Annotated in this window: 21 protein-coding genes; 4 read left to right on the forward strand and 17 right to left on the reverse strand. The window is 48.4% G+C overall.

Annotation, left to right across the window (positions count from 1 at the left end; all coding sequences use genetic code 11):
• Positions 1-15 precede the first annotated feature (15 nt).
• The 4 genes from ACFO4U_RS13330 to ACFO4U_RS13345 form a co-directional block, all read right to left on the reverse strand.
• On the reverse strand, positions 16-1,119 hold the full coding sequence (locus ACFO4U_RS13330) for an LCP family protein (protein WP_074037814.1): 1,104 nt from the start codon (positions 1,117-1,119) through the stop codon (positions 16-18).
• Positions 1,120-1,269: 150 nt separating this feature from the next.
• Positions 1,270-2,034, reverse strand: a complete 765-nt coding sequence (gene nagB / locus ACFO4U_RS13335) for a glucosamine-6-phosphate deaminase (protein WP_074037815.1) — start codon at positions 2,032-2,034, stop codon at positions 1,270-1,272.
• On the reverse strand, positions 2,031-3,179 hold the full coding sequence (gene nagA, locus ACFO4U_RS13340; protein ID WP_215244325.1) for an N-acetylglucosamine-6-phosphate deacetylase: 1,149 nt from the start codon (positions 3,177-3,179) through the stop codon (positions 2,031-2,033). Before nagA ends, nagB begins: the two co-directional genes overlap by 4 nt.
• A 119-nt stretch (positions 3,180-3,298) precedes the next feature.
• Entirely contained in the window at positions 3,299-4,657 is a 1,359-nt protein-coding gene (locus tag ACFO4U_RS13345; protein ID WP_211781723.1) for an MATE family efflux transporter, read from the reverse strand.
• Positions 4,658-4,697: 40 nt separating this feature from the next.
• Between ACFO4U_RS13345 and ACFO4U_RS13350 the strand changes: the two genes are divergently transcribed.
• A complete protein-coding gene (locus tag ACFO4U_RS13350; protein WP_196431620.1) occupies positions 4,698-5,471 on the forward strand; it encodes a CHAD domain-containing protein in 774 nt (257 codons plus the stop codon).
• Here the strand turns inward: ACFO4U_RS13350 and glsA are convergent.
• Entirely contained in the window at positions 5,468-6,409 is a 942-nt protein-coding gene (gene glsA / locus ACFO4U_RS13355; protein WP_215244324.1) for a glutaminase A, read from the reverse strand. The two genes, ACFO4U_RS13350 and glsA, sit on opposite strands and share 4 nt — an antisense overlap.
• A gap of 48 nt (positions 6,410-6,457) precedes the next feature.
• On the reverse strand, positions 6,458-6,622 hold the full coding sequence (locus ACFO4U_RS13360) for a hypothetical protein (protein WP_167365524.1): 165 nt from the start codon (positions 6,620-6,622) through the stop codon (positions 6,458-6,460).
• A gap of 115 nt (positions 6,623-6,737) precedes the next feature.
• Between ACFO4U_RS13360 and hemG the strand changes: the two genes are divergently transcribed.
• The 3 genes from hemG to ACFO4U_RS13375 all read left to right on the forward strand — a co-directional run bounded on the left by hemG (position 6,738) and on the right by ACFO4U_RS13375 (position 9,555).
• Positions 6,738-8,102, forward strand: coding sequence for a protoporphyrinogen oxidase (gene hemG / locus ACFO4U_RS13365; protein WP_215244323.1), 1,365 nt, complete (start codon positions 6,738-6,740; stop codon positions 8,100-8,102).
• Positions 8,099-9,181 carry a TIGR04053 family radical SAM/SPASM domain-containing protein gene (locus tag ACFO4U_RS13370; protein ID WP_215244322.1) on the forward strand — a complete coding sequence of 361 codons (1,083 nt, stop codon included), beginning with the start codon at positions 8,099-8,101 and terminating at the stop codon, positions 9,179-9,181. Before hemG ends, ACFO4U_RS13370 begins: the two co-directional genes overlap by 4 nt.
• A 71-nt stretch (positions 9,182-9,252) precedes the next feature.
• A complete protein-coding gene (locus ACFO4U_RS13375) occupies positions 9,253-9,555 on the forward strand; it encodes a hypothetical protein (protein WP_211781728.1) in 303 nt (100 codons plus the stop codon).
• A gap of 31 nt (positions 9,556-9,586) precedes the next feature.
• Here ACFO4U_RS13375 and clpB read toward each other — a convergent pair whose 3' ends face one another.
• From clpB to ACFO4U_RS13430, 11 genes are all read right to left on the reverse strand, one after another.
• Positions 9,587-12,178 carry an ATP-dependent chaperone ClpB gene (gene clpB, locus ACFO4U_RS13380; RefSeq protein ID WP_215244321.1) on the reverse strand — a complete coding sequence of 864 codons (2,592 nt, stop codon included), beginning with the start codon at positions 12,176-12,178 and terminating at the stop codon, positions 9,587-9,589.
• 19 nt (positions 12,179-12,197) lie between these two features.
• Positions 12,198-13,067, reverse strand: a complete 870-nt coding sequence (locus ACFO4U_RS13385; RefSeq protein WP_031420934.1) for a DnaJ C-terminal domain-containing protein — start codon at positions 13,065-13,067, stop codon at positions 12,198-12,200.
• Between the two features lie 140 nt (positions 13,068-13,207).
• A complete protein-coding gene (locus ACFO4U_RS13390; RefSeq protein WP_015880725.1) occupies positions 13,208-14,380 on the reverse strand; it encodes a CamS family sex pheromone protein in 1,173 nt (390 codons plus the stop codon).
• A 130-nt stretch (positions 14,381-14,510) separates the two neighbouring features.
• Positions 14,511-15,995 (reverse strand): LPXTG cell wall anchor domain-containing protein, encoded by a 1,485-nt coding sequence (locus ACFO4U_RS13395; protein WP_215244320.1) that lies wholly within the window; start codon positions 15,993-15,995, stop codon positions 14,511-14,513.
• A 252-nt stretch (positions 15,996-16,247) separates the two neighbouring features.
• Positions 16,248-18,242 carry an NAD-dependent DNA ligase LigA gene (gene ligA, locus ACFO4U_RS13400; protein WP_214734110.1) on the reverse strand — a complete coding sequence of 665 codons (1,995 nt, stop codon included), beginning with the start codon at positions 18,240-18,242 and terminating at the stop codon, positions 16,248-16,250.
• Between the two features lie 9 nt (positions 18,243-18,251).
• Positions 18,252-20,468, reverse strand: a complete 2,217-nt coding sequence (gene pcrA / locus ACFO4U_RS13405) for a DNA helicase PcrA (protein ID WP_215244319.1) — start codon at positions 20,466-20,468, stop codon at positions 18,252-18,254.
• 38 nt (positions 20,469-20,506) lie between these two features.
• On the reverse strand, positions 20,507-21,187 hold the full coding sequence (gene pcrB, locus ACFO4U_RS13410) for a heptaprenylglyceryl phosphate synthase (protein ID WP_215244318.1): 681 nt from the start codon (positions 21,185-21,187) through the stop codon (positions 20,507-20,509).
• Between the two features lie 89 nt (positions 21,188-21,276).
• On the reverse strand, positions 21,277-21,510 hold the full coding sequence (locus tag ACFO4U_RS13415; RefSeq protein WP_214691439.1) for a hypothetical protein: 234 nt from the start codon (positions 21,508-21,510) through the stop codon (positions 21,277-21,279).
• Positions 21,511-21,522: 12 nt separating this feature from the next.
• Positions 21,523-22,905, reverse strand: coding sequence for a TrkH family potassium uptake protein (locus ACFO4U_RS13420; protein WP_074037829.1), 1,383 nt, complete (start codon positions 22,903-22,905; stop codon positions 21,523-21,525).
• Between the two features lie 35 nt (positions 22,906-22,940).
• Positions 22,941-23,246, reverse strand: coding sequence for a YerC/YecD family TrpR-related protein (locus tag ACFO4U_RS13425; protein WP_015880718.1), 306 nt, complete (start codon positions 23,244-23,246; stop codon positions 22,941-22,943).
• A gap of 67 nt (positions 23,247-23,313) precedes the next feature.
• A complete protein-coding gene (locus tag ACFO4U_RS13430; protein WP_074037830.1) occupies positions 23,314-25,056 on the reverse strand; it encodes an adenine deaminase C-terminal domain-containing protein in 1,743 nt (580 codons plus the stop codon).
• Between the last annotated feature and the right edge of the window lie 101 nt (positions 25,057-25,157).

Here is a 25,157-nt window from a genome sequence, read left to right on the forward strand (position 1 = left end):
GAGGGCAAACTTTTTTTATTGAGCTTCGTACGTTACCCCGCTCGGGTCTAACGTATACGACTCGAGTTCTGTATCGGACATCGGCTCGACACGATTACCGGCGTCCGCTTGTTGTACACGATAGCGTACTTCTTCAAGAAGCGGTTCGTTCAAGAAATAGTAGAAGTGTCCGTCATCTGCCCGGGCACCTTCTCCAGTCAATTGATATTGCACCGTATTGTGAAGCGCGCCAACATCTTCAATTAAACGCATATAGTCATTCGGGCCAAGTGTCGTCTGCATGTTGTCGCCGACGGCTTTCAAGACCTTATCGTAATTGTTTAGGAGTGAAGTGCCGAGTGATTGTTCGAGCACGGCATTGATGACTTCCATCTGGCGTTGTCCACGACCGATGTCCCCACGTGGATCATCGTATCGATTTCGAACGTAGGCAAGTGCCTCTTCACCAGAAAGCTGTTGAAGTCCTTGTTCGATTTGAACTGTCTCACGTGACGCATCGTAACTGTTTTGTTGTGATGAGAACGGAACATCAATCTCAACTCCACCTACAGCATCAATGAAATCAACGAACCCTTGGAAGTTGAGCGAGACGACATGGTCGATTTCAACACCGACTAAATCTTCGATCGTGTTCGTCGCCATCCGCATCCCGTTGTTTGGATTCGATTCATCCATCGAACCAAAGTAGTAAGCGTGTGTGATCTTATCTTGGTCAAGTCCCGTCTTGCCATAAGGAATGTTATATCCCGTGTAGTCAATATTGACATACGAGTCACGCGGGATACTGAGCATCGTCGTCTGCTTTTCTTTCTTGTTTAAAATGACGACAATCATAACGTCCGATCGTCCAAACTCGCCACGCGCTTTCTTCTGTGGCGAAAGGTCTGTCCCTAAAACCAAGAACGTCTCCGTATCTTCTTTATCATAACGAGTCGGCTCAACCGTCGGGTCATCCTCTAATGTGACTTGGGTACCTGACAACATATTGTGGGCTTTGTAAAACGCTGTACCGTAAATGCTAGATCCAGCAATAATCGCAATCAGCACGAGGGCACTAAATATCTTATAAAACGCAGACGGACCTGTGCGCTGTCTGCGAGCATGTGTTCTAGAATTCATATCGGTCTCCTTCGAGTCAAAATAATGAGCTTCACTCATTATAGAGGAAAGCGAGAAATTTGTCGAAAACGTTTTGATGACAAATTCATTTCTTTACATTTTCCCATAGTTGAACATAGAAAAACCCGCGGAGATGACTCCGCAGGTCCGTTAATCCCGAATGGTAAAAAATCGTGTTGCCGCTTCTTGTCCACGGGCTTGTAAGGATTCCGCACAGTGTGATGCCGCCGCCTCGTCGAGTACGACTGTCACACTAGGATGGGCCTGAAGGATCGTGGCCGGCCAGTCGACCGTCGGTACGCTCTCAATCATGTGCTGCACCGCTTCCGCTTTCCGCTCCCCTGTCGCGACTAGGACGATTTCACGTGCGTTCATGATCGTATCGAGCCCCATCGTGATGGCGTGTGTCGGTACATCTTCTAACCGATCAAAGAATCGACGATTGGCTTCCCGAGTAGACTCCGTGAGTTCGGTCACATGTGTCTTCGCATCGAGCGCTGTACCCGGTTCATTGAAGGCGATATGCCCATTCTCACCAATCCCTAAAAGCTGTAAATCGACACCGAGTGTCCGAACAAGTTCTTCATAACGTGATGCTTCCACTTCCGAGTCCGGCGCGTCCCCTTGAGGGAGGTGACTTTGTTTGAATGGTACCTCATCGAAGAGTCGATCTTTCATGAAGCGGTTATAACTTTGAGGATGTTCGGGCGATAATCCGATGTATTCATCTAAATTGACGCTCGTCACGTGGCTACAGTCGAGCGCGTCCTGTTTAAACATCTGATACATCCCGACCGGTGTGCTACCGGTTGCGAGACCGAGTACGAAGTCATGTTTCCCTGAAATCCGTTCTTTGATTAGCGTATAGGCGATTCGTTCCGCATCGTTCGCCGTCTTTGCGACTAGTACATTCATCTTTGTTCCTCCCGTTCATATACGATTCGACCTTTGACAAAAGTCATCTGAACATGTGTCGTGTCATCCCAAACGACAAGGTCTGCATCAAACCCCGATTTGATGTCTCCTTTTGTCGTCAATCCGAATTCTTTGGCCGCATTCGTCGAAGTCATTTTGACCGCTTCTTCCACCGTACATCCCGTATATGCCTGAATGTTTCGAAAGGCAGCATCCATCGTCAACACACTGCCCGCCAGGTTTCCGGCTTGAAGTCGCGCAGCCCCGTCCGCTACGATGACCGGTTGACCGCCAAGTTCATATTGTCCGTCCGGAAGTCCTTTTGCTCGCATCGCATCCGTGATGACGACAAGTTCATCTGCTCCTTTTAAGCGAAACGCGAAGTCGACCATCTCCGGACGACTATGGATCCCATCCGGAATGATTTCCGCGATGACCCCACCCTCTAAGAGACAATACCCAACCGTTCCGGGTTCTCGATGGTGCAACCCACGCATTTGGTTATAAAGATGCGTCCCATGTTTGACGCCCGCCTGCTTGTTCTCTTCAAATGTCGCACTCGTATGGCCCGCCGAACCGATTGCACCGGTTTCGCGAAGAACAGCTTCAAACTCACGTGCACCTGGACGTTCCGGTGCATAAGTGACAAGACGGATATGACCGCCGGCAAGCTCTTGCCATTTCCGGAACTGCTCGGCATCCGGGTCGATAATATATTCTGCCGGTTGTGCCCCAGCCATCTCCACGTTGACAAATGGACCTTCCAAGTGGATTCCGATGAGTGTCGTATCCTGCGCTTCGATGACATTTCGGACTGCCTTCAATGCATGCTCAATCGCTTCTTTTGACTGCGTGATCGTCGTCGCGAAAAAGGACGTGACACCTTCCTGTAGCATGTCGTTACTCAATCGTCGAAGTTTTGATTCATCCGCATCCATCGTATCGACTTCATATCCCCCATGGATATGCACATCGATGAGACCCGGTGTCACGAGCGCTCCAGCGACATCAATCACAGGTTCATCCTGTTGTTCAAACTGGTCCATCGATCCAATCTCATCAATCGTTTGACCATTCCATCTGATATATCCATGTTCCCATGTTTGTTCTGCTGACACGATACGAGCATTGATCAATGTCCCCATCGGTTCACCACTCCTTTTTGTTTTCCTCCATGTTATCATATCGGATAAAAGTATAGTTGTATAGACCAATTTTAAATAAATAAAAGATTGTTCACATTTGCGAACAATCTTCTCCTTTTTTATGTCGATTGAACCGTCCCGTAGCGCCGGACAATCCATACTAACCGGAGGAATAACAAGACCGCTCCGGCTGCGAGCCCGGCAATCAAGCCAATCCAATAACCGTCTGGTCCAAATCCGGCGTGCTCTGCCAAGACATACCCGAGTGGTAAACCGATGACCCAATAAGCGACGAGTGAAAGGACGAGCGTGATGTTGACGTCTTTAAAGCCACGTAATATCCCTTGGATCGGTGCCGCGACAGCATCTGACAGTTGGAAGAATACAGCGAAGATCATAAAGTGAGCTGCAAGGTCCACGACCGTCGGATCATTCGTATAAATAGCCGCGACCCGTTCGTTTTGCCAAAACAAAAAAGCACCGGAAAAGATAGAAACACCGAGACAGAGCGCGAGCCCGATTTTTGCATAGCGGACGGCATCCTGCAGTCGTTTCGCGCCAAGCTCATACCCCACGACGATCGTCAATGCGCTCGATGCTGAGAGTGGCAACATGTAAACAAACGAAGCGAAGTTAATCGCCGCTTGGTGAGCCGCGACGATTTGGTCACCGTATGAACTGAGCAATACCGTGACCGCCGCAAAGATGCTGACTTCTGCGAAAATGGCGAGCCCGATTGGCGTCCCAAGTTGTAACAGCTCTTTTTGTCGGAGCCAGACCATTCGTTCGGTCGTCCGTAAAAACTTGTATTCGCGGAATGGCTTCCCGTTTCTCACGAAGAAGAAGGCCATGAAGAAGAGTAGCCAGTAAGTGATGCTTGAGGCGATTCCCGCTCCAACTCCGCCGTACGCCGGCACCCCCAGTTTTCCGAAGATGAAGATGTAATTTAATCCGACATTAATGGGTAACCCTAATAGTATGAGGATCATCGAGACTCGCGTCTTGCCCAAGGCATCCATGAGCGTGCGTAGCACATTGAACAGGAACATCGGCAAGACACCGAATCCAAGGGCAAGCAAGTATTGCGTCGCGATTCGTTTCCCTTCTACACTGAGCCCCATGCTCTCGATTGCCATCGGCACAAGGAATGAACCCAACGTCAGCGTGATTACGCTTAGCATGATGGCTAAATAGATACCTTGAAACAAGGTTCGTTGAATCTGTTGACGGTCTCGCGCACCAAGCGCTTGCGAAACGATCGGGGCCACCGCCAGCAAGATTCCACTCAGTCCGGTATACACCGGCATCCACAAGCTTGAACCGACTCCGACACCTGCCAAATCGACGGCACCCGCCCGTCCGGACATGACGGTATCAAAAAAGCTAATCAAATAAAAAGACACTTGCGTGACTAAAATTGGAAAGAAAATCGTGAAGAACAGTTTGATTTTTTCGTTTAATGAATGTGTTTGGTACATGGACAACCCTCATCTCTTTTTCAGAAAGGAACTTATAATCATGAATCAACGGCATGCAGAAAAGCTTAAATTTGAACTGTTGGAAACGTGGAACACGTTCAATCACTATGTGACGGAAGCCCTCACCTTCAACAATTCCGAGGATATTCATCGCGCTCGCGTTCATCTACGGAAATTGATCACGTTTATGCAACTATATGAAACGAAGCCGGCGACGTTCCGACAACTCAAACAATTGATGGAGGCACTAGGTCATGTGCGCGACCTCGACGTCCTCATCGAAACGTTTGATTCCAAAACCGAACTCGACCATGCGTTTCTTGAAGCGATGGAGACAGAACGTGCCATCGCACGGACGATCCTTTCGACCCGCGTCAGTGAAAAAATGACCCCGTCGCTCGATCAACAAGTACGTCGTTTCATCGGCGGACCGTTATTTCGTGCGTTCAAAAAAACGAACGCCTCTCCGATGTTAGAAAAGGCGAAAAGCGAGCGCAAGCAACGTGTACGCGTCTATCACGAACAATCCGATGGAAAAGAACAGCTTGAAGCACTCCATAAAGTCCGTTTAGCCGTCAAACGCGAACGTTACTTACATGAGTACTTGCTAAGCTATGAATCGGATGCTTCGATGGACACTGTCCGCACGTTAAAAAAGATGCAAACTGAACTCGGTGATATGAACGACCATGACCAACTGTTAAAGCGTTGGCGCGCCTTCACCCCTCCAGCTGAACTACAGTCTGCATACGACAGAAAAATTGAAACATTACAGCAGGAACTCGATGCATCTGTGGAGCACCTCTCGATTTAGCGCGAAGTATAGCGCTCAATCAGTAGTTCCAACAACTTCATTCCGGCAATCGAGTTCCCTTTTGAATCAAGTGCCGGGCCAAATATGCCAAACCCAACGTTATTCAAGTCCAGTTCGTGGTTCCCGACCGCCAAGATGGCACCCGATACCCCACTTTTTCCTGGAAGACCGACCCGGACAGCGAACTCACCCGATGCATCATACATGCCACACGTCGTCATGATGGCCTTGACGATTCGGACGACCCGACGTGGAATCAACTCTTCGCCCGTATCCGGGTCTTCTCCATTCCCTGCAAAGACACGCCCGATTCGCGCCAAATCAAAACAATCAATCTCGATGGCACACTGTTTCGTATACACATCAATGATTTCATCGACGTCTCCATCCACAATTCCATGATGACGCATGAAATAGAGCAGGGCACGGTTCAAGTCGGTCGTCTCGTATTCAGAGCGGGCGACTTTTTCGTCGTACGTGACCTCCTCGACCGAGCGATTTAACAACGTCGCTAAAAACTGGCGGAACTGATAGATTTTGAGTTCTGCCGTCTCCCCCAAAATCATACTCGTCACCGCTAACGCTCCGGCGTTGATCATCGGATTCAGTGGTTTTGACGGGACCGTTTCCTCGAGTTTGGCGATGGAGTTGAATGCGTCCCCCGTCGGCTCCATCCCTACTTTCGAAAAGACATAGTCCTCCCCGAACTCCATCAATACATAACAAAGTGTGAGCGCCTTCGATACGCTCTGAATCGTAAACTTGTGATGAACATCCCCCGCGTGAATATACGTACCATCCGGCAAACAAATCGCCACCCCGAGTAAATTGTTTTTCACATGTGCGAGTTCAGGGATATAGTCCGCCACTTTCCCTTGAGCCGTGTACGGACGACACTCATCAACCAAGTGGTTCAACTGTTGTTCGAGTACATTCATTCCATCACCTCATGTTCCATCAAATTTCAACCGGGTCATCTTATCATATTATCCGTCCGGTGGTCCATCATCTTTATACCAGTCCTCATCCGCCCAAATCATCGGTGGACTTTCCTCATCTCCAACCAACTTTTCTCCATGCCGATTCATCGCCACAATAAACCCAATTATGCCCACCATCACAAGAGTCGCAACGATGAGGAAGGAAGCCATTCCATCGTCCCCTTTCGAATTCGTGACAAATTTGTCTAGAAGTCCGTGACACTTATCCTATATCTCCATCAACATTCTCGGTACCGTTAAGACGACAACAATTTTAGAGAAATGGGTGAATCAATTGAATCGAATCGCGATTATCGGAGGTGGCATCACCGGACTTGCCGCAGCCTATTATGCCAAAGAAGCCGGAGCTCATGTCACATTGATTGAGGCGCAGGAGCGTCTCGGTGGAAAAATTAAGACCATTTATCAGGATGGTTTTACGTTAGAGACTGGACCCGACGGTTATATGGCACGAAAGCCGACCTTGACATCACTTATTACAAGTCTAGGTCTCGCAGATCAACTCGTCCGCTCCAGAACCGGGACTTCTTACATTTACGTACGGAAGCAACTGAGACAGATGCCGGCCGGATCGGTCATGGGCATCCCGACCAAGTTTTGGCCGATGGTCAAAACGGATCTCTTTACTTGGAGAGGAAAACTTCGCGCCGGATTCGATCTCGTGATTCCACGCGTGTATGCAGGAGAGGATATCTCGCTCGACCATTTCTTTCGGACGAGACTTGGCTCCGAAGTAGTTGATACAATGATCGAACCGCTTCTGTCAGGGATTTACAACGGGACACTCGATGACATGAGCATCGAGTCTACTTTCCCTCAGTTTATCACGATTGAACAAAAAACTCGCAGTCTGATTCTCGGAATGAAAGCACTCACTCCTCCCGTCCAAGCTGGTGTAAAGCCGTCCGAGACTGGTAAGTTCCTGTCAATTGAGCAAGGACTCGGAGCACTCGTCGAGGCGCTCCGTCCGTCGATTGATCGACTCATGTTAAAGACGGTCGTTCAATCCGTTCGACCTCATGAAGTCACATTTGCCGATGGGACGATCGAACAGTTTGATGGCATCATTATGGCCACATCGCCGCATGCACTCGGACCTTTGCTCGGATTCCCGGAAGCCGAACGTTTGTCATCGTTAAAACGTACCTCTTCGATGACCGTACTCGCCGCCTTCGACGAGTCAGAAGTGGATGCGTTAGATGGAACCGGCTACGTCATCGCCAAATCGGAAGGAAACGCTTTGACCGCTTGTAGCTGGATGCATAAAAAATGGCCACACCTAGCACCTAAAGGAAAAGCATTGCTCCGCATGTATATCAGTTCAGAACATGTCCCGTCCCTGCTCCATGAAGAGGATGATCTAATCGCAAACTTCGCTTTAGGCGAACTTCGACGCATTCAAAAAGTCGGGACTCCCCTCTTCACGAATGTCGAGCGACACATTCAAACGATGCCACAGTATGAGGTCGGTCATAAACAGGACGTCCGCGCGTTCGAAGAAGCACTTTTGAAGTGGGACGGCGTCGAAGCGTGTGGCGCCATTCTCCATGGGGTCGGATTACCTGACTGCGTGGATTCCGCCAAACGGGCGGTCGATCACTTACATCTTCGACAGGCGGTGACGGTATGAAACGTATCGACTATAACGAGAACCCGTTCATCGTTATTTGGGAAGTCACACGGGCCTGTGCGCTCTCCTGCGTCCACTGCCGGGCAGAGGCACAATTTCATCGTTACGAAAACGAACTCGACACGGAAGAAGGGAAGGCATTGATTCGCGAGATTCATGCGATGGATAACCCGATTCTCGTCTTTACGGGCGGTGATCCTCTCATGCGTGAAGATTTATTTGAATTGACCGCATATGCTTCCTCCCTTGGGATGCGCGTCTCGATGACACCTTCAGCTACACCTCGTGTAACTCACGATGCCGTGAAACGGGCAAAAGCAGCTGGTTTGTCACGTTGGGCCTTCTCTATTGACGGACCGGACGCCGAGACGCATGACTACTTCCGCGGTACACGTGGCAGCTTCGACCGTACCATTCGAGGAATCTCATATTTCCGAGAAGAAGGGATGTCATTTCAAATCAATACGACGGTGACCGAATACAATGTCGATCGATTACCGGAAATGGCGAAGCTCGTAGAATCCCTCGGTGTATCCGTCTGGACGCTCTTTTTCCTCGTGCCGACCGGACGCGGATCCCTGTTACAACCCATTACACCAGAGCGACATGAGGAAGTATTGAAATGGGCGTTCTCCATACAAGAGACGGCACCCTTCATCATCTCGACGACGGAAGCCCAATTTTATCGGAGAGTCGCCCGCCAAGAAAATCAGCGACGCCGGGCAGCAGGACTCCCTCCAATCGGACATCCACATGACGATTTGGCAAAAGCCCCTCGTGGGACAAATGACGGCAACGGATTCGTCTTTATCTCACATACAGGGGACGTACAGCCGTCCGGATTTTTACCAATCACCTGCGGAAACGTCCGAACGACACCTCTCGCCGATATTTATCGCCATCATCCGACATTCAAGGCGCTACGTGATCCGGATAGTCATCACGGAAAGTGTGGGTATTGTGAGTATCGTTATCTATGTGGTGGTTCGCGTGCTAGAGCCTATGCGGTCACTGGCGATTTCAAAGAATCAGAACCGTACTGTATCTATCAACCAGAACGTCCTCTCGTGTCACAATAATGATTCCCATTTATTCCCTCTCCGTGTAAGATTGGGTTATATGAATCTGATGGTGAAAAGAGGGTGTGTCCGTGCAGACTTTACCGATTGACGGATTGTTCTATATTGGGTTAGGTACAATTTTCATTGTTACGGCTTTACTTGGGTTCGGAATCAAGCAATTGACGAAACAAGGCATGACGGGATTTTTTGTTCTCCTCGCAACGAGTCTTGGCTTATTCTTTTGGCTACTGCTCTGGTTCCAAGAAGCGACCCGTGCCAGCTTCATGGGAACAATTCCATGGGTATTCAACTCATTTTTTGGGACGGTACTCTACCTCATTTTTATTGGGATCAGTTATTTAATTTTGAGAAGAAAGCGTCGGCGTACATAAAAGAGGAATCCGATTTTGGATTCCTCTTTCTTTATGCATTGACTGTCGATGGGCGTAACGTCAACGCCCCGTTCTCGACATCGATGATGACCGTTTGCCCATCCTCGACATCTCCAGCGAGGATGCTACGGGCAAGTTTCGTCTCAATCGTCCGTTGTACATACCGGTTGATCGGTCGCGCACCGAATTGAGGTTCATATGCTTCGTCAGCAACGAACGTTTTGGCTGCATCGGTGATGTCGATATAAATCGAGCGTGTCGTGAGCCGTTCGCTCATCCGTCCGACCGCTTTCTCGACAATCTGACCGATTTGATCTTTCGTGAGGGGATGGAACAGAATCGTTTCATCGACCCGGTTCAAGAATTCAGGACGGAAATGACGACGGAGTTTGTCGAGCACTTGACGCTCTTCGTCCTCATCAATCACGCCATCTTTCGCCGCTTCGAGCAAGATGTCCGCCCCAATGTTCGACGTCATGATGACAATCGTATTTTTGAAGTCGACGATGCGCCCGTGCGAATCGGTCAATCGACCATCATCGAGCAATTGTAGCAAGATATTGAAGACGTCCGGATGCGCTTTCTCGACCTCATCGAGTAAGAGAACCGAGTACGGGTTACGGCGAACCGCTTCCGTCAACTGTCCACCTTCTTCGTAACCGATATAGCCAGGAGGGGCACCGACGAGACGCGATACGGCATGTTTCTCCATATATTCACTCATATCCAGCCGAACGATATGGTCTTCTGAATCAAACATCGCTTCCGCGAGCGCTTTCCCGAGTTCTGTCTTCCCGACCCCCGTCGGTCCGAGGAAAAGGAATGAACCAATCGGACGGTTTGGGTCTTTGATGCCAGCACGTGCTCGAATGACTGCATCGCTGACAAGACGAATCGCATCATCTTGTCCGAACACACGTTTATGCAAAACCGCTTCTAGATTGAGAAGCTTATCCCGCTCTCCTTCTGTCAGTTTCGTCACCGGGATCCCCGTCCATTTCGAGACGACCTCGGCGATTTCTTCTTCCGTCACTTCTTCACGCACGAGCTCACGCGTCACCGAACTCGCCAACTGTTCCGCTTCTTCTAGTTCCCGCTCAAGTTCCGGGATTCGTCCATATTTCAGTTCCGAGGCCCGGTTCAAATCATAGCGACTCTCTGCCTCTTGTAACTCGAGACGTACTTTCTCAAGGTCTCCACGGATTTGTTGTACGCGGTGCGTCGACTCCTTCTCATTCTCCCAACGGAGACGTAACGAATCAGACTGTTCACGGATAGAAGCCAATTCCTGTTGGAGCGCCTCAAGTCGCTTCATGGAAGCGGCATCGCTCTCTTTTTTAAGAGCCGCCTCTTCGATTTCAAGCTGCATGACCCGACGGACCAATTCATCAAGCTCAGCTGGCATCGACTCCATCTCTGTTCGAATCATCGCACACGACTCGTCGACGAGATCAATCGCCTTGTCCGGCATGAAGCGGTCCGTGATATAGCGATTGGATAGCACAGCCGCCGCGACGAGCGCGTTGTCATGGATGCGTACCCCGTGGTGAATCTCAAAGCGTTCTTTTAAACCGCGCAAGATGGAAACCGTATCCTCGACATCCGGTTCAGCGACAAGTACTTGTTGGAAACGCCGCTCAAGGGCCGGGTCCTTCTCGATATATTGGCGATACTCGTCGAGCGTCGTCGCGCCGATACAATGCAGTTCGCCTCGGGCGAGCATCGGTTTCAACATGTTACCGGCGTCCATCGACCCCTCAGACTTCCCTGCACCGACAATCGTGTGAAGTTCATCGATGAAGAGGATAATGGTGCCTTCCGCTTCTTTCACTTCGGACAAGACGGCCTGTAGACGTTCCTCGAACTCTCCGCGATATTTCGCACCGGCAACGAGGGAGCTCATATCGAGGCTGAAGATGGTTTTGTCTTTCAAACTTTCCGGTACATCTCCACGAACGATGCGCTGGGCGAGCCCTTCGACAATCGCTGTCTTCCCGACCCCTGGTTCTCCGATGAGGACAGGGTTATTTTTTGTTTTCCGACTTAGGATTCGAATGACACGACGAATCTCACTGTCACGTCCGATGACAGGATCGATTTTACCTGTCTTCACTTCTTGAATGAGGTCGCGTCCGTATTTCGTCAAGACATCATAAGTCGCTTCAGGCGACTTTGATGTGATGCGACGGTTCCCACGCACAGCGACAAGCGCCTCACGGAGTCGTTCTTCGGTGACACCTTTCCGTTCGAGCATCGTCTGTGCCTGACTGCTGTTCAACAAAATACCGAGTAGAATATGTTCGACCGATACGTACTCATCATTCATCCCCGTCGCTTCTCGTTCCGCAGTCGTCAAGACGCTTAAGAGAGAGGCTGAAATCATCGGTGTCGTCGGGTTTTGGAGTTTCGGCGCATGTTTCAGAGAAAGCGCGACTTCGCCTTCAATCTCAGACACGTTGATCTCCATTTTTTGAAACAGCAACGGCGCAATCCCGTCCGTCTGCGAAATCATGGACGCCAAGACGTGCCACTCATTGATTTCACTATGATGATATTGTTTCGCTAACGCCTGTGAACTGACAATGCATTCATGTGCTTTATCTGTAAAACGATTAAAGTCCATCACGATTCCTCCTTATCCATTAACGTTCGATTTGCTCATAAACAGAACGGTACGTCTCATCAAGAGGCAGGTCGACCTCGAGTTGGACGAATAAGTCCGACCGCACCTTCGAGCCGGTCATGACACCGCGACCAGGAATCCGCATCCGTTGTCCCGGACGGCTTCCCGGTTTCACTTTCAGCTTCACGCGTCCCCCGTCGAGCGTGGCAACGATGACGCTCGCCCCGTCTAAAAAGTCGAGCGGACGCAATCGTTTCACGGTCACGATATGCTCTCCTTCACGACGATACGTATCGTCATCCGCAAAGTGAAGTTCGACATATACATCTCCTCGGTTTCCCGATTGTCCGACGCGGCTACCTTTTCCTTTCAACCGCAACTTCTGACCTTCGTAGGCACCTTGTGGAATTTTGACGTTCACGGTACCCGTTTGAAGACGTAGACTCACTTTCGACTCTTTCGTCAATTGACTGAGCGGGATGTTGACACGAACAGTCTCATCCAAGTCTTCCTCGACTGCTTGGTCAAAGAAGCTTCCGAACATATCTTCAAATCCGAAAGTCCGAGAGGTCGTACGTGATCCGCCTCCGAATTGTCGGAATAGATCTTCGAATTGTGACGAGCCTTCCCCGTAAGTCTCTCCACCGCCACCGAACCCTTGTCCGAACGACGGTCCATCCGGGCTACCGTATCGATCATAGTTCGCCTTTTTCTCTGGGTCGCTCAATACGTCAAACGCTTCCTGGACCGACTTGAATCGTTCTTGTGCGCCAGGGTCTTTATTGACGTCCGGATGGTATTGTTTCGCCAGTTTCCGGTATGCGCGTTTAATCTCTTGCTCGGTCGCTTCCTTGGAGACACCGAGCTCGTCGTAATAGTTTTTAGCCATATGGATTCACCTCACCTATCCCTTTCCCGTTTCTGTTAACTCTATTCTACTCAATTGGTCAAATAAGGTCAAAGATAATCCTTTCACTTTTCATACGAAAAAAAGAAGAGATTCGTTTCAAAAAACGAACCTCTTCTCGATTAGAAGTAGACTTTCGGGCTATCCATGCCGTCCTCAAACACAATCGTCACTTCAGGGTCTCCGCCAAGTGACGTCACGTTGATACGAACCGGAACGTTCCGGCTATATTCCCAACGGTTTTCGAGCAAGCCGACCACGTGTTGTGTGAAGCCGACGAGCTCAGCGCGACTGTAAAACTGAATCGGGATATCAATCTCCATTCTCGATAGATCTCCATTCTGATAAAAGCCCTTCCCAATCATCCCGCTATAGTCCGGGAAAAGGTCGGCAATCCGATCGCTGAAGAGCGTAAATTTCTGCGCGTCCTCGCGTACGTCAGACGTCGCCGATGTCGACGGGAAATAGTAGTACTTCTCATCGATCGCTTTCCAGTCGCCCGATTTGACTTGATCCGCCGTCCCAACGAAGGCCGACTTGATATAGTTCCCCGGTGTCGGTGAACCTTGTGTCGATTTCATATAGAGCGCGACATTGATATCGAGGTCCTTGAAGTCTTCACGCTTTCGTAATTGGGAGACGAGCTCGTTCGCCATACGTTCCCCTTCTGCGATTACTTTCTTTTGATCGAGTTTGACGGTATACGTCGGACCATAGTTCGGTGCTTGGAAGACATATTCACGGTTCAAAATAAGTGCAAACGATACGCCCCCAACCTGGTACCCGCTGTCCTCTTTCGTCATGTAATTCTGTTCGACAATCGAAGCTAAATAAAGCGGTGATTTCTTGTTCGCATCGACGAACTTGTCGTCTTCGACTTCTGCCTTGCCATCCGCATAAGCCGGGTTCAAGGGGGTCAACCCTTCATTACTTTTATCTTTCCGTGCGAGCAGACGAGATACATCCTCCGCGTTCAACAGCTGTCCCTCTTGATAAGCGAACTTTTCCGGGTCGAACGCGTCCGTTGAGTGACGCATGAGACCGAGTTCGACTTCTTCGAGTTCTAACGATGAACTGACTTGACGTTGGGCGAGCCCTCTCGCTGCCGCCGGTTTGAACGGAATGACCATTTGGTAATACGAGTCACGGGCTTCAATCGCTTGTGTGACGCCTTCGGCCGCTGTTTCGTCCCCAGTTGGTGTCGCTTCTTCTTCACCCATCGGTATTTTCATTGAACATCCACTCAACAATAGCGCCGAGGCGATTGTCGGGATGACGAGTTGTTTCCATTTCATCTATGTCTAGCTCCTTTGAACATCGTTTCCTATTTCACTTTGTCCATTATAACAAAATCGTTCCACGAAAAAAGTATCGAAGCGGAATCAGAACAAATCCCTTCTCGGATGAACGAGAAGGGATGTCGATTTATGGTTTCGTTGACGGATGGTTGCGACGAATCAACAAGAGGAGTCCCGACGCGAAAAGAAGCGTACCGAGCATGGCATGCCACGCATCATCCGCTTCTCCTGTCATCGGGAGCACATCTTGAGCGTACGAATCGGCTTCATCGATGTGCTCGACTCGTGGCGCCCCACTCTCTTTGACGACGACTTTCACGACAGGTGGTGTGGTTTTCACTTCTGACTTCTGCTTGTTAGCGTCTTGTTTTGGCTCTTCTTTAGTCGGAACAGGTTGCTTCACCGCCACCGGTACGTCGACGGAGCGAGTAACCGTTATCCCTTCATCCACCTCGAAGATGAATGTGGCACGTTGAATCAATTCAGCCCCGGCTCTCACATCATAAGATGGGAGGAGCGGAAGCTCAAACGAGAACGTCACTTCTTCTTCCGGACCGAGTCCGTCTCTGAAAGTAGGAATTGCTTCGACTTGCTCCGCGAATCGTTGATTTGCCTGGTTTCGTTCTTCTTCTGTCAAGGCACCGCTTGGCCATGTGAGCATCGCGTCCGCTAAAAATAAGGTAACTTTCGAAGGATTGGTGACCGTATACGTATAGCGAACGGGCTCTCCCGGTTGAACGGTCGCCTTCTCAACCGTCGCATTCACGTTGAAGTCTGGTGTTTGTAAAAAGATAATCTGTTGACTTTCTGATGTGACGACCCGGTTGAATTCATCCACCCCGGTCACTTGAAAGACACTGCCGATTTCAGGATGTGCGTCGAACAAATATCCGGTCGGAATCGATAAGATTTCTGTCACTTCCACCCGTTCCCCCGGCAAGAGACCGTCTTCTCCTATTAATTCATTCAAACGATCAAATACGTGTTGATTGAACGATTCGATTGATTGATGATCGATGTCTCCGCTCACATACTCATGAGAGAATTCTGTCACCGTCATCGGCGTGTCTCCTGTGTTTTCTACAATGAACGTATACGATATTTCGCCTCCGACAACGGCTCGGTCGACTGCGGCGATGTTGATTGCTTCAACGGCGAGCTTCGGTAACGTCGGTTCAATCGTCGGTTCTTCCACGACCGGCTCTGGTTCTGTTTCAACAGGGGGCACCATCTCTTCTGGTTCATCTGGTTCAGTCACAACAGGTGGTTCCTTCACTTCGACGGGATACGCTTGCGTGATGGTATTCGGGATAAACGTGTACGGAACACCTTCAGCATTATAAAGGGAGACCAAGTCAATCAATGAGTCATCGACCGTTTCTGCATCAATCATAAAGCGCCAAATGTCAGCAGATTCACGGACCCCGTAATACGTGATTCCTTCATAGACGAGACTTGATTCATATAATATTTCGCTTTCCTCATCTGTCAAATTCACTTGGATATACCGGAACGTGGTCGTGTCCGCTTTGGCGGTAGGCACCCCAAATAAGATTGAAAGGAACATGAGGATGGTAAATAAGGCAACGAAGCGCTGGATGTTGTGTGTCATGATGTCGGTCCCTCCTCTAAGGTGAAAACAAGCGCTCGAATCGCAATCGTTCCGATGACGACGTTCACCACGTAGAGGAATGAGAGGAATGTGTGTGTGAAAGTCATGATGTCAAAGGGTTCTCTCGCAAAAATATATTAGCATTTTGATCTAGTTAATCTATACCCTTCGAATGCTTGTGCGAACCTATTCAATCTCATAAAATTTTACAAAACCCAACGTGAAAAAAGACGTTCGCCGAAGCGAAACGTCTTATGCGTGTTCATTTATAAAATCGAGAAGTTTCGCCTCATCCCAAACTTCGATGCCTAACGATTCGGCTTTCGTCAGTTTTGAACCAGCCTTTTCACCGGCCACGAGTAAGTCTGTATTTTTACTCACACTCCCCGTCACACTCGCACCGAGAAGTTCAAGCTGCTTCCCGGCCTCACCGCGGGTCATCTCATGTAATTTCCCAGTCAATACGACCGTTTTACCAGATAAGGGTGCATTATCATCAACTGCTCTCTGCATGCCCTTGAATGTCAGATTTACTCCTTCCTTTTCAAGTTCAGAAATAAGATTGCGACTTTCTGTTCTCTCAAAATATAACTTTACTGACTCTGCAGTCTTTTCACCAATACCATCTACATCTTTTAATTCATTAACTGACGCATCCATGATAGCGTAAATAGTCTTAAATTTTTCTGCGATTAGTTTTGCTGAATTTTCGCCTAAAAATCGGATGTTTAATCCAAGCAATACTCTTTCCAAGGAATTTTCTTTTGATTTATCTATTGCTTTAAGCAAGTTATCTACAGATTTCCTTCCCATTCTTTCTAAAGAAAGTAATTCTTCAATTTTTAATTTATATAAATCAGCAACTGTTGTAACTAATCCATAATTGTGTAATTGTTGAATTACCTTTTTGGCCATGCCTTCAATATTCATAGCTTTTTTCGAAGCAAAATGTGCAAGTCCTTCAACTAATTGAGCCGGACACTGCGGATTCACACATCTATAATCCGCTTCTCCTTCTAATCTTATTAGCCGAGATTGACACACGGGACAGTATTGTGGAAATTCAATCTGCTTTTCTTTACCAGTTCTTTCATTTTCTAAAGCAGAAACCACCGCTGGAATAACATCATTCGCCTTTTTTATAATTACACGATCTCCAATATGAAGGTTTTTTTCTTTGATAAAATCTTCATTGTGAAGAGTAGCAAAACTTACTGTGGATCCTGCAATTGGAACTGGAGAAAAACGTGCTCTAGGAGTAATCTTCCCTGTTCTACCTACATTAAATTCAACTTCTTCAATCGTTGTTACAGCTTCGCTAGCAGGGAATTTATAAGCAACTGCCCATTTCGGACTTCTTACTGTAAATCCAAGTTGTTCTTGCTCTTCGTAGCCTGACACTTTAATTACTATACCATCAATATCATATGGAAGATCGTCCCTATTTTTTTCATAATACTCAATGTAATCCCACAATTCTTCGATTGTTTTACATACTCTGTAGTCTTTGCTCACTCTTACTCCAATTTTCTTCATAAAATCCAGTGCTTCACTTTGATTTGAAACTAATTCATTTTTTTCAATTAATCCATATGCAAAAAAGGCTAAATTTCTTGACGCAGCTATCTTTGGATCTAATTGTCTAAGCGAACCAGCTGCAGCATTCCTTGGGTTTGCAAACAATTTTTCATCCTTAAGTTTCCGCTCATTATTCAATTTTTCTAACGAGTGCTTTGGCATATAAGCCTCGCCCCTAATTTCCACCGTGATATCTTTTTTAAGACGCAATGGAATAGTACCAACTGTTTTCAAGTTTTGAGTAATATCTTCACCAGTTACTCCATTTCCTCGAGTTGCTCCACTAATTAAACGACCATTTTCATATTTTAAAGATACTGCAAGCCCATCGAATTTTAATTCAACTACAAATTTTGGCGTGTATCCTAAATCACTTCTGACTCTGTCTATCCATTTAGATAATTCATCAATAGAAGTCACTTTATCTAAAGACAACATAGGAGTATCATGCCTTACTTTATTGAGTGAACTTAAAGGTGTTCCTCCGACTCGCTGAGTAGGTGAGTCAAAAGTTTTTAATTCAGGATAGTTATTTTCAATTTCAATCAACTCATCCATGAGACGATCATACTCTGCATCTGGCACACTTGGTTGATCAAAATCATGATACTCATGTGAATATTGATTTATTTTTTTTCTTAATAACTCTACTCGCTTTTTTATCTCCATATTCTCACCTCACGCTTTTTCGATAGGGGCAAATTTAGCCAATAGGCGCTTGATCCCGACTTCCGGGAATGCGATGTCGACTTCGAGTTGGTCGCCTTCACCACGTGTCTGAACGACCGTCCCTTGTCCCCATTTTTTATGATTCGCTTTGTCGCCGACATTCCAGCCGACCGTTTCGGCACCGGATGATTGGGCGAGTTTCGGCTTCGGTTTCGAACTAAAGCCATTCACTGGTAACTTCCCTGGTGACTCGACCGGGTTCCATGGCATCGGTTTTCTCGCCTTACCGGACCGCTCTAACAACGTTTCCGGCAACTCATGCAAGAATCTCGACTCTGGGTTGTTTTGAAAGCGACCGTACAGCATTCGTGACTGAGCACGTGTCAAATAGAGACGCTTCTCGGCACGGGTGATCCCGACATACGCGAGACGACGTTCTTCTTCCATCTCTTCCTCGTCATTCAAGGCACGGCTGTGCGGGAAGAGCCCTTCTTCCATTCCAATCAGGAAGACGACCGGGAATTCAAGTCCCTTCGCCGAGTGCAACGTCATCAGGGTAACTTGATGTGACTCATCGACCTCATCAAGTGAATCGAGGTCTGAGACGAGCGTCAAATCCGTGAGGAAGGCGACAAGCGTCTGTTCATCGCTCTCTTTCTCAAAGTTTTGGGCGACCGACAAGAACTCTTGCAAGTTCTCAAGTCGGCTTTCCGCCTCAAGCGTCTTCTCGATTTTGAGCATCTCTTCATAACCTGTCTTTTTCAACACTTCCTCAACGAGTTCTGAAATGGAGAGGTAGTCCGCCATTTGTCGTAAATCCATCATCATATGACGGAAATCCGCAAGTTTCGTCGCAGTGCGTGGGGCGATGCCTGACAATTCGATGTCACGAATCGCATCCATGAGTGAGACGCCCTGCATGTCTGCAAAATCCCCTAGTTTATCAATCGTCGCAGCACCAATCCCACGTTTCGGCTCATTGACGACGCGAACGAACGAGATGTCCTCATCCGGGTTGGCAATCAATCGCAAGTATGCGAGGACGTCCTTGATCTCTTTTCGCTCATAGAACTTCGTCCCGCCGACCATCTTGTACGGGATGTTCGATTTGAGGAGCATCTCCTCAAGTCCACGTGATTGTGCGTTCGTCCGGTAAAGGACCGCCATCTGTCCGTAGTCCATCCCTTCCATCTTCAGCTCTTTCATCTGGTTCATGATGAAGAACGCTTCGTCGCGATCGTCTGATGCGACATGGAGCAACAATTTCTCCCCTTCGTCATTTTCAGTCCACAAGTTCTTCTCTTTCCGGGAAGCGTTGTTTTGGATGACGCCGTTCGCCGCCTCTAAAATCCGTTTCGTCGAACGATAGTTTTGTTCGAGCAAGATGACATGGGCGCTCGGATAATCTTTCTCGAACGTCAAGATGTTGGCGATGTCGGCACCGCGCCAACGGTAAATGGACTGATCCGAATCCCCGACGACACACAAATTCTCGTGTGCCTGTGCGAGAAGTTTGACGAGCGTGTATTGGGCACGGTTCGTATCCTGATACTCATCGACATGGATGTACTTGAATTTCTTCTGATAGAACGCCAACACGTCCGGTGCTTCTTGGAATAAGTGAATCGTCTTCATAATCAAGTCGTCAAAGTCGAGCACATTGTTTTGTTTCAACTTTTTCTCATACGCTGTGTAGACGTCCGAGATGATTCGCTCGTACGGATTGTTCCCGACGAGGGCAGCCGCATCTTTCGCCGTACGCAGCTCATTTTTATGATTTGAAATCATCCCGAGAAGGGTACGCGGTTCGTACTTCTTCGGATCGAGGTTCAATTCTTTCAACACCTGTTTGATTGCTGTCAATTGATCCGAGGCATCTAAAATAGAAAAGCTCCGGTCATAGCGGATGCGATCGATATCGCGTCGTAAAATCCGGACGCACATGGAGTGGAATGTAGAAATCCAAATGTCTTCGGCGACACCACCCACAAGACGCGCAATCCGATCTTTCATTTCTCGTGCTGCCTTATTCGTGAACGTGATCGCTAAAATGTTCCACGGTGCCACTTGCTTCGCCGCCATCAAATAGGCGACACGATGGGTCAAGACACGAGTCTTCCCAGACCCTGCACCCGCCATAATCAACAGCGGGCCATCCGTATGCTTCACCGCTTCTGCTTGTTCCGGGTTCATCCCTTTGACTAATTCTTCGCTAAGATTATACATAATTGTTTCCTTCCTTGTTCCAAACGTTTGTTCTTATTTTATCGGAGTGCTCGTACAGTCGCAAGTGCTCCAGCTAAGTCTTCATAAATGATATTGCCGACAACAATCGTGTCGACATGTGCACCCATTAATCGTGCCGTCTCTTCTCCCTCGATGCCACCACCGTAAAAGAGATGTGCATCAGGTAACGCCAAACGAATCTCTTTGACGACATCAGGATTCCCGAGTCGTCCACTATATTCGATATAGAGCGAGGGAAGACGGAACAAGTGATGTCCAACTTCCGCGTATGCCACGGACTCTTCGATCGTCAAATCGCATCGTGCTTCCGTCACGTCAGCGACTTTCGCGTCCGGGTTCAAGACGAGATACCCTTGAGCCGTTACAAGACGGTCATCAAAGAAATGGCCGTATCGTTCAAACGCACGAGCATGATGTCCAATGATCCATTCCGGAGTTCCCGCATTCAGCACGGTGGGCACGAAGTAATGATTGAATCCGTGGATGACTTGACTAGGATGACTAATCTCAAGTGCGATTGGAATCCCGGCATCTCGGACTCTCGCATATAGCGCAAATGTATTCTCTGCATCAACCCCATCCGTTCCTCCAATCAAAAAGGCGTCGGTCCCAGAATGGATGAGGACCTCGAGCGCCTCATCTGTGAGTTCCTTATTCGGATCTAGTTTAAACACATGTCGCCACGTCTGAAATTCCAACTCATTCCCTCCTATCGAATCCTTCTCTAGTGTATCGATTTTTTTCCTCCCGTGCATCTCCCCAACAAAAAAAGACTTGCCGAAGCAAGTCACGAACGTACCGTACGATTTCGTTCCCGATCCGTCAACCATTTCGCAACAAGCAAGGCGAATAGACCGTAAACGGGGACGAACCAGAGCGGATTCGCTAAAAAGAATCCGAGCACCGGTATGTCAAGGAGCGGCGAGTCCGGTGAACAGAGCGCCGTTCCATTGACGATGGCGATAAACGGAAGAACCGGAACAATAAAGACGTATCCGAAGTTGATCCAAAATGCTTTCATATGACAATCTCCTTATCCTAAGATGATTGATTCTTTCGGATAGTTATACATCCGCTTCGGTTGTCTCCGTTGCAGGATGAGAATGAAGGCGATGACGCCGATCCGACCGATGAACATGAGAATCGTCAACACCCATTTTCCAACGTTACTAAATTCGGAGGACAATCCGACGGATAGGCCCGTCGTCCCGAACGCAGAACACGCCTCGAATAAGATTCGTGTCAACGAAGCATCCTCAAAATAAGCCATGACCATGACACCTGATAGTAACACGGCAAGCGAGACCGTAATGATCACGAACGCTTTCCAAATATCTTCAAGGACGATTTCACGACCGAAAATTTTAATGGACGAGTCCCCGCGAATGAAGGCGATGACAGCGAGAACGGCTACAGCAAACGTCGTCGTCCGAATCCCCCCACCGACAGACGATGGAGACGCCCCGATGAACATAAGGATGGACAGAAGCAACATGCTCGCTTCAGAGAATAGATTGACATCTACCGTCGATAGACCACCATTTCGTGTCGTCACGGATTGGAACAACGAATCCGAAAGTGCCAACCAGAGCGGCAAGTCTTTAAAGGCATTGTTGTATTCAAAGATGAACAAGCCGACCGTACCGACAGCAATCAAAATAAAGAAGGTTGAAACCGTCAATTTCGTGAACAAAGAGAATCGACTTGGGAACGTATGACGTTTTCGAGTGATTCGGCTCACCAAGTACGTTCGAATTTCTACAAGCACCGGGAATCCGATGGCACCACCGGTCATGAGCGCGATTTGTGTAAAGATGACGAACGGGTCCTCACGGAATGGTGCGAGCGAACTTCCCGTAATGTCAAACCCGGCATTCGTCGTCGCACTGACCGACCCGAACAATCCTTGCAAGAAGGCTTCTCCGGCGGTATCAAAATAATTTAAGTAATGGACCCCGAGCAAGACGGCACCGACCGCTTCAATGGCGATTACGGTGATGACGATTTCCGTGATGTATTTGACGATACCAGACATCGACGTCTGGTTTTGGTCGCGTAAAATTAGTTGTCTTTCCCTAAACCCAATTCGTTTCCCAAGTAAGATCCACATGATGACGTGCAAACTGATCAATCCGACACCGCTCACTTGGACGATGAACAGGATGATAAATAAGCCGAACGTGGAGAAGGTATCGGTGACTACAATCGGTGTCAGACCGGTGACACTGACACAGCTCACCGCAAAGAAGACAAGATCGGTAAATGTGATCGTCACTCCGGGCTTGTGGGCGATTGGTAAGGCGAGAAGCAAAACTGATAAAATCGCTGCCGCACTATAAATTAATACGAGTGTTTGAACCGGTGTTAAATTTCGAAAGAACAATTGTAAGTTCTGTTTCATGAATTTCTGTTGCATCTCGCCCCTCCCCTCCATCAAAAACAAGATGACTCTTACGAGTCACCTTTTGTTTGTTGTAGACGTTCAAGAGCGAGATCGTATCCGCCTGTCCCATAGTTCAAGCATCGCTTCACACGTGAAATCGTGGCCGTTGAGGCGCCTGTCGCATCCTCAATTTTATGATACGTGTTTCCTTCACGAATTTGCCGCGCCACTTCAAGTCGTTGCGCAAGTGCTTGAATTTCATTAACAGTCGCTAAATCTTCGAATAATTGATAACAGTCTTCGAGTGTCTCGAGCTTCAAAATCGCTTCAAACAATTGATCAAGCTCTCGACCTCGTAATTTATCGAGTTGCATCCGCAAGCATCCTCTCTACTCATACTTCTTTATCATTCTAAAGCAGGGGCGCCTTGGACTCAACTATTCATCGCAAAATCGCAGGAAATAGTACTTGTTTCTTCATGACTTCGTAAATGCCGAGAGGTGTCGCCCGAACATACGGCAAATGGGTAGACGCTAAAAATAGTAATGTATAGATCGGGTCTTCGAACTGATAGCCCCTCGCCATGAGCTCGTCTCGCAGCTGTTTCTCTTGACCGATGAGCACTTCAAGTGGCTCCGTCGACGTCATCCCACAGAGTGGCAACGGAATCTCCGCAACAATTTCGCCCTGGTCTACGAGGACAATCCCGCCTCCAAGTTCGTTCATTCGTTTGAACGCCTGTAACATATCTTGTTTACATTTTCCTAGAATCAAGTAGTCCCCACTAATCGAGTACGAACTGACAAGTCCACCAAAATCTCGAGCGAATCCTTTCAGGACTGTGTTCAATCGCCATTTCCCTTCTTTATCAAGCAACATGAGAAACGATTCGTCTCCATCACGCGGTAATTCATCTTGACCCGTGTCATGCGTAATTTTAAACAGCTTCATGATGACCGAGTTGATCATGTCGAGTCCGACCGGCATGCTGAAGGACAAGTCTTGTGGCGTAAGCTCGATTGAAACGTCTGTCGACGGCATCATGTCGAGGACTGCTTCCACTAATTCGTTCGGGAAAAGCGATACTTCATCACGATAAATCCATTGCCCTTTCGCGATCACGGCCGTCGGACGCGGTTCCTCGATGGCATCTAGAATGTTCAAATGCGCGATGCGGCCTGGCGCAATTGCACCTAAAATATGATCGAGGTCAAAATGACGAGCCACGTTATGAGAGACAATCCGGTAGGCTTCGATGGCCGGTAATCCCGCTTCGATCAAAATGCGGACGAGAGCATCCTGCATGCCGTCCTCATAAAAGCCCGGTGTCGAACCGTCCGTCGTCACCATGAGATGGTCGAACGCCGTCAATCCATTCGCCAATAGGTCACGAATCATCTCCGGCAGGTCCGGACGAATCGAGGAATGTCGAAGCGTCGTCGTATAACCTAGTTCCAATCGATTGAACGCCTCTTCCGCCGTCATCGCCTCATGGTCGCTGTGTACTCCCATCAACGCCATTTTAGTCAATGTCTTCGGCGACGCCCCCGGAAAATGTCCCTCGACCGGTAAACCGCACGTCTCAGCGTCAAGCATCCACTGAAGCATCTCATCATCGCCCTTCAAGGCGCGTGGCCATGCCGTCAATTCACCTGCCATGACGACGTCCGGATGGTTAAACCACTCGTGAATGCGTTCCGAGTCGACAGCCACGCTCTCTCGGTCCAGCTCCGTTTGCGTATCCAATCGTGCCCACCAATACGTACTCGTCGGTAATTGCTGAATCGCATCGAGCTGCGCAAACGCTTGCTCTTTCTCTTGTAAAAAAAGCAGCATGTTGTCATTGACTAGCGTCGTCGTTCCACGCTCTCCTGCATATTTTGACAACGTCGCCGGATTGTATAATTGAAACGGATGAGCGTGAGGCTCGATATACCCAGGTACAATATACTTTCCTGTCACATCGACCGTTTCGACCGCTGATTCTGGTAAGTCTGGACCGACATACACGATGCGATCTCCCTCAATCCAAATATTCGCGGTTCTCCATTGTTTTACGTAAACGTTCAAATACGTTGCGTTTTGTAAGACGAGCGAAGGTGGTCGCAATCGATCTACGACTTCAAGTTGTGAACGAATCATCACTTTAGACCACGGTGCCCGCGCCGTTCTTTTTGTTGGCATCGAACCCAATCCTCCCTTTTCCCTTGCAAAGCTATTAAAAAATAGTTTTGAAAGCGTTTTCTTTCCCTGTTTCAAGTTTACCTTTTCTCTGAATGGCTCGC

It is taken from the genome of Exiguobacterium profundum (genome assembly GCF_042652865.1).
Classification (GTDB): Bacteria; Bacillota; Bacilli; order Exiguobacteriales; family Exiguobacteriaceae; genus Exiguobacterium; species Exiguobacterium profundum.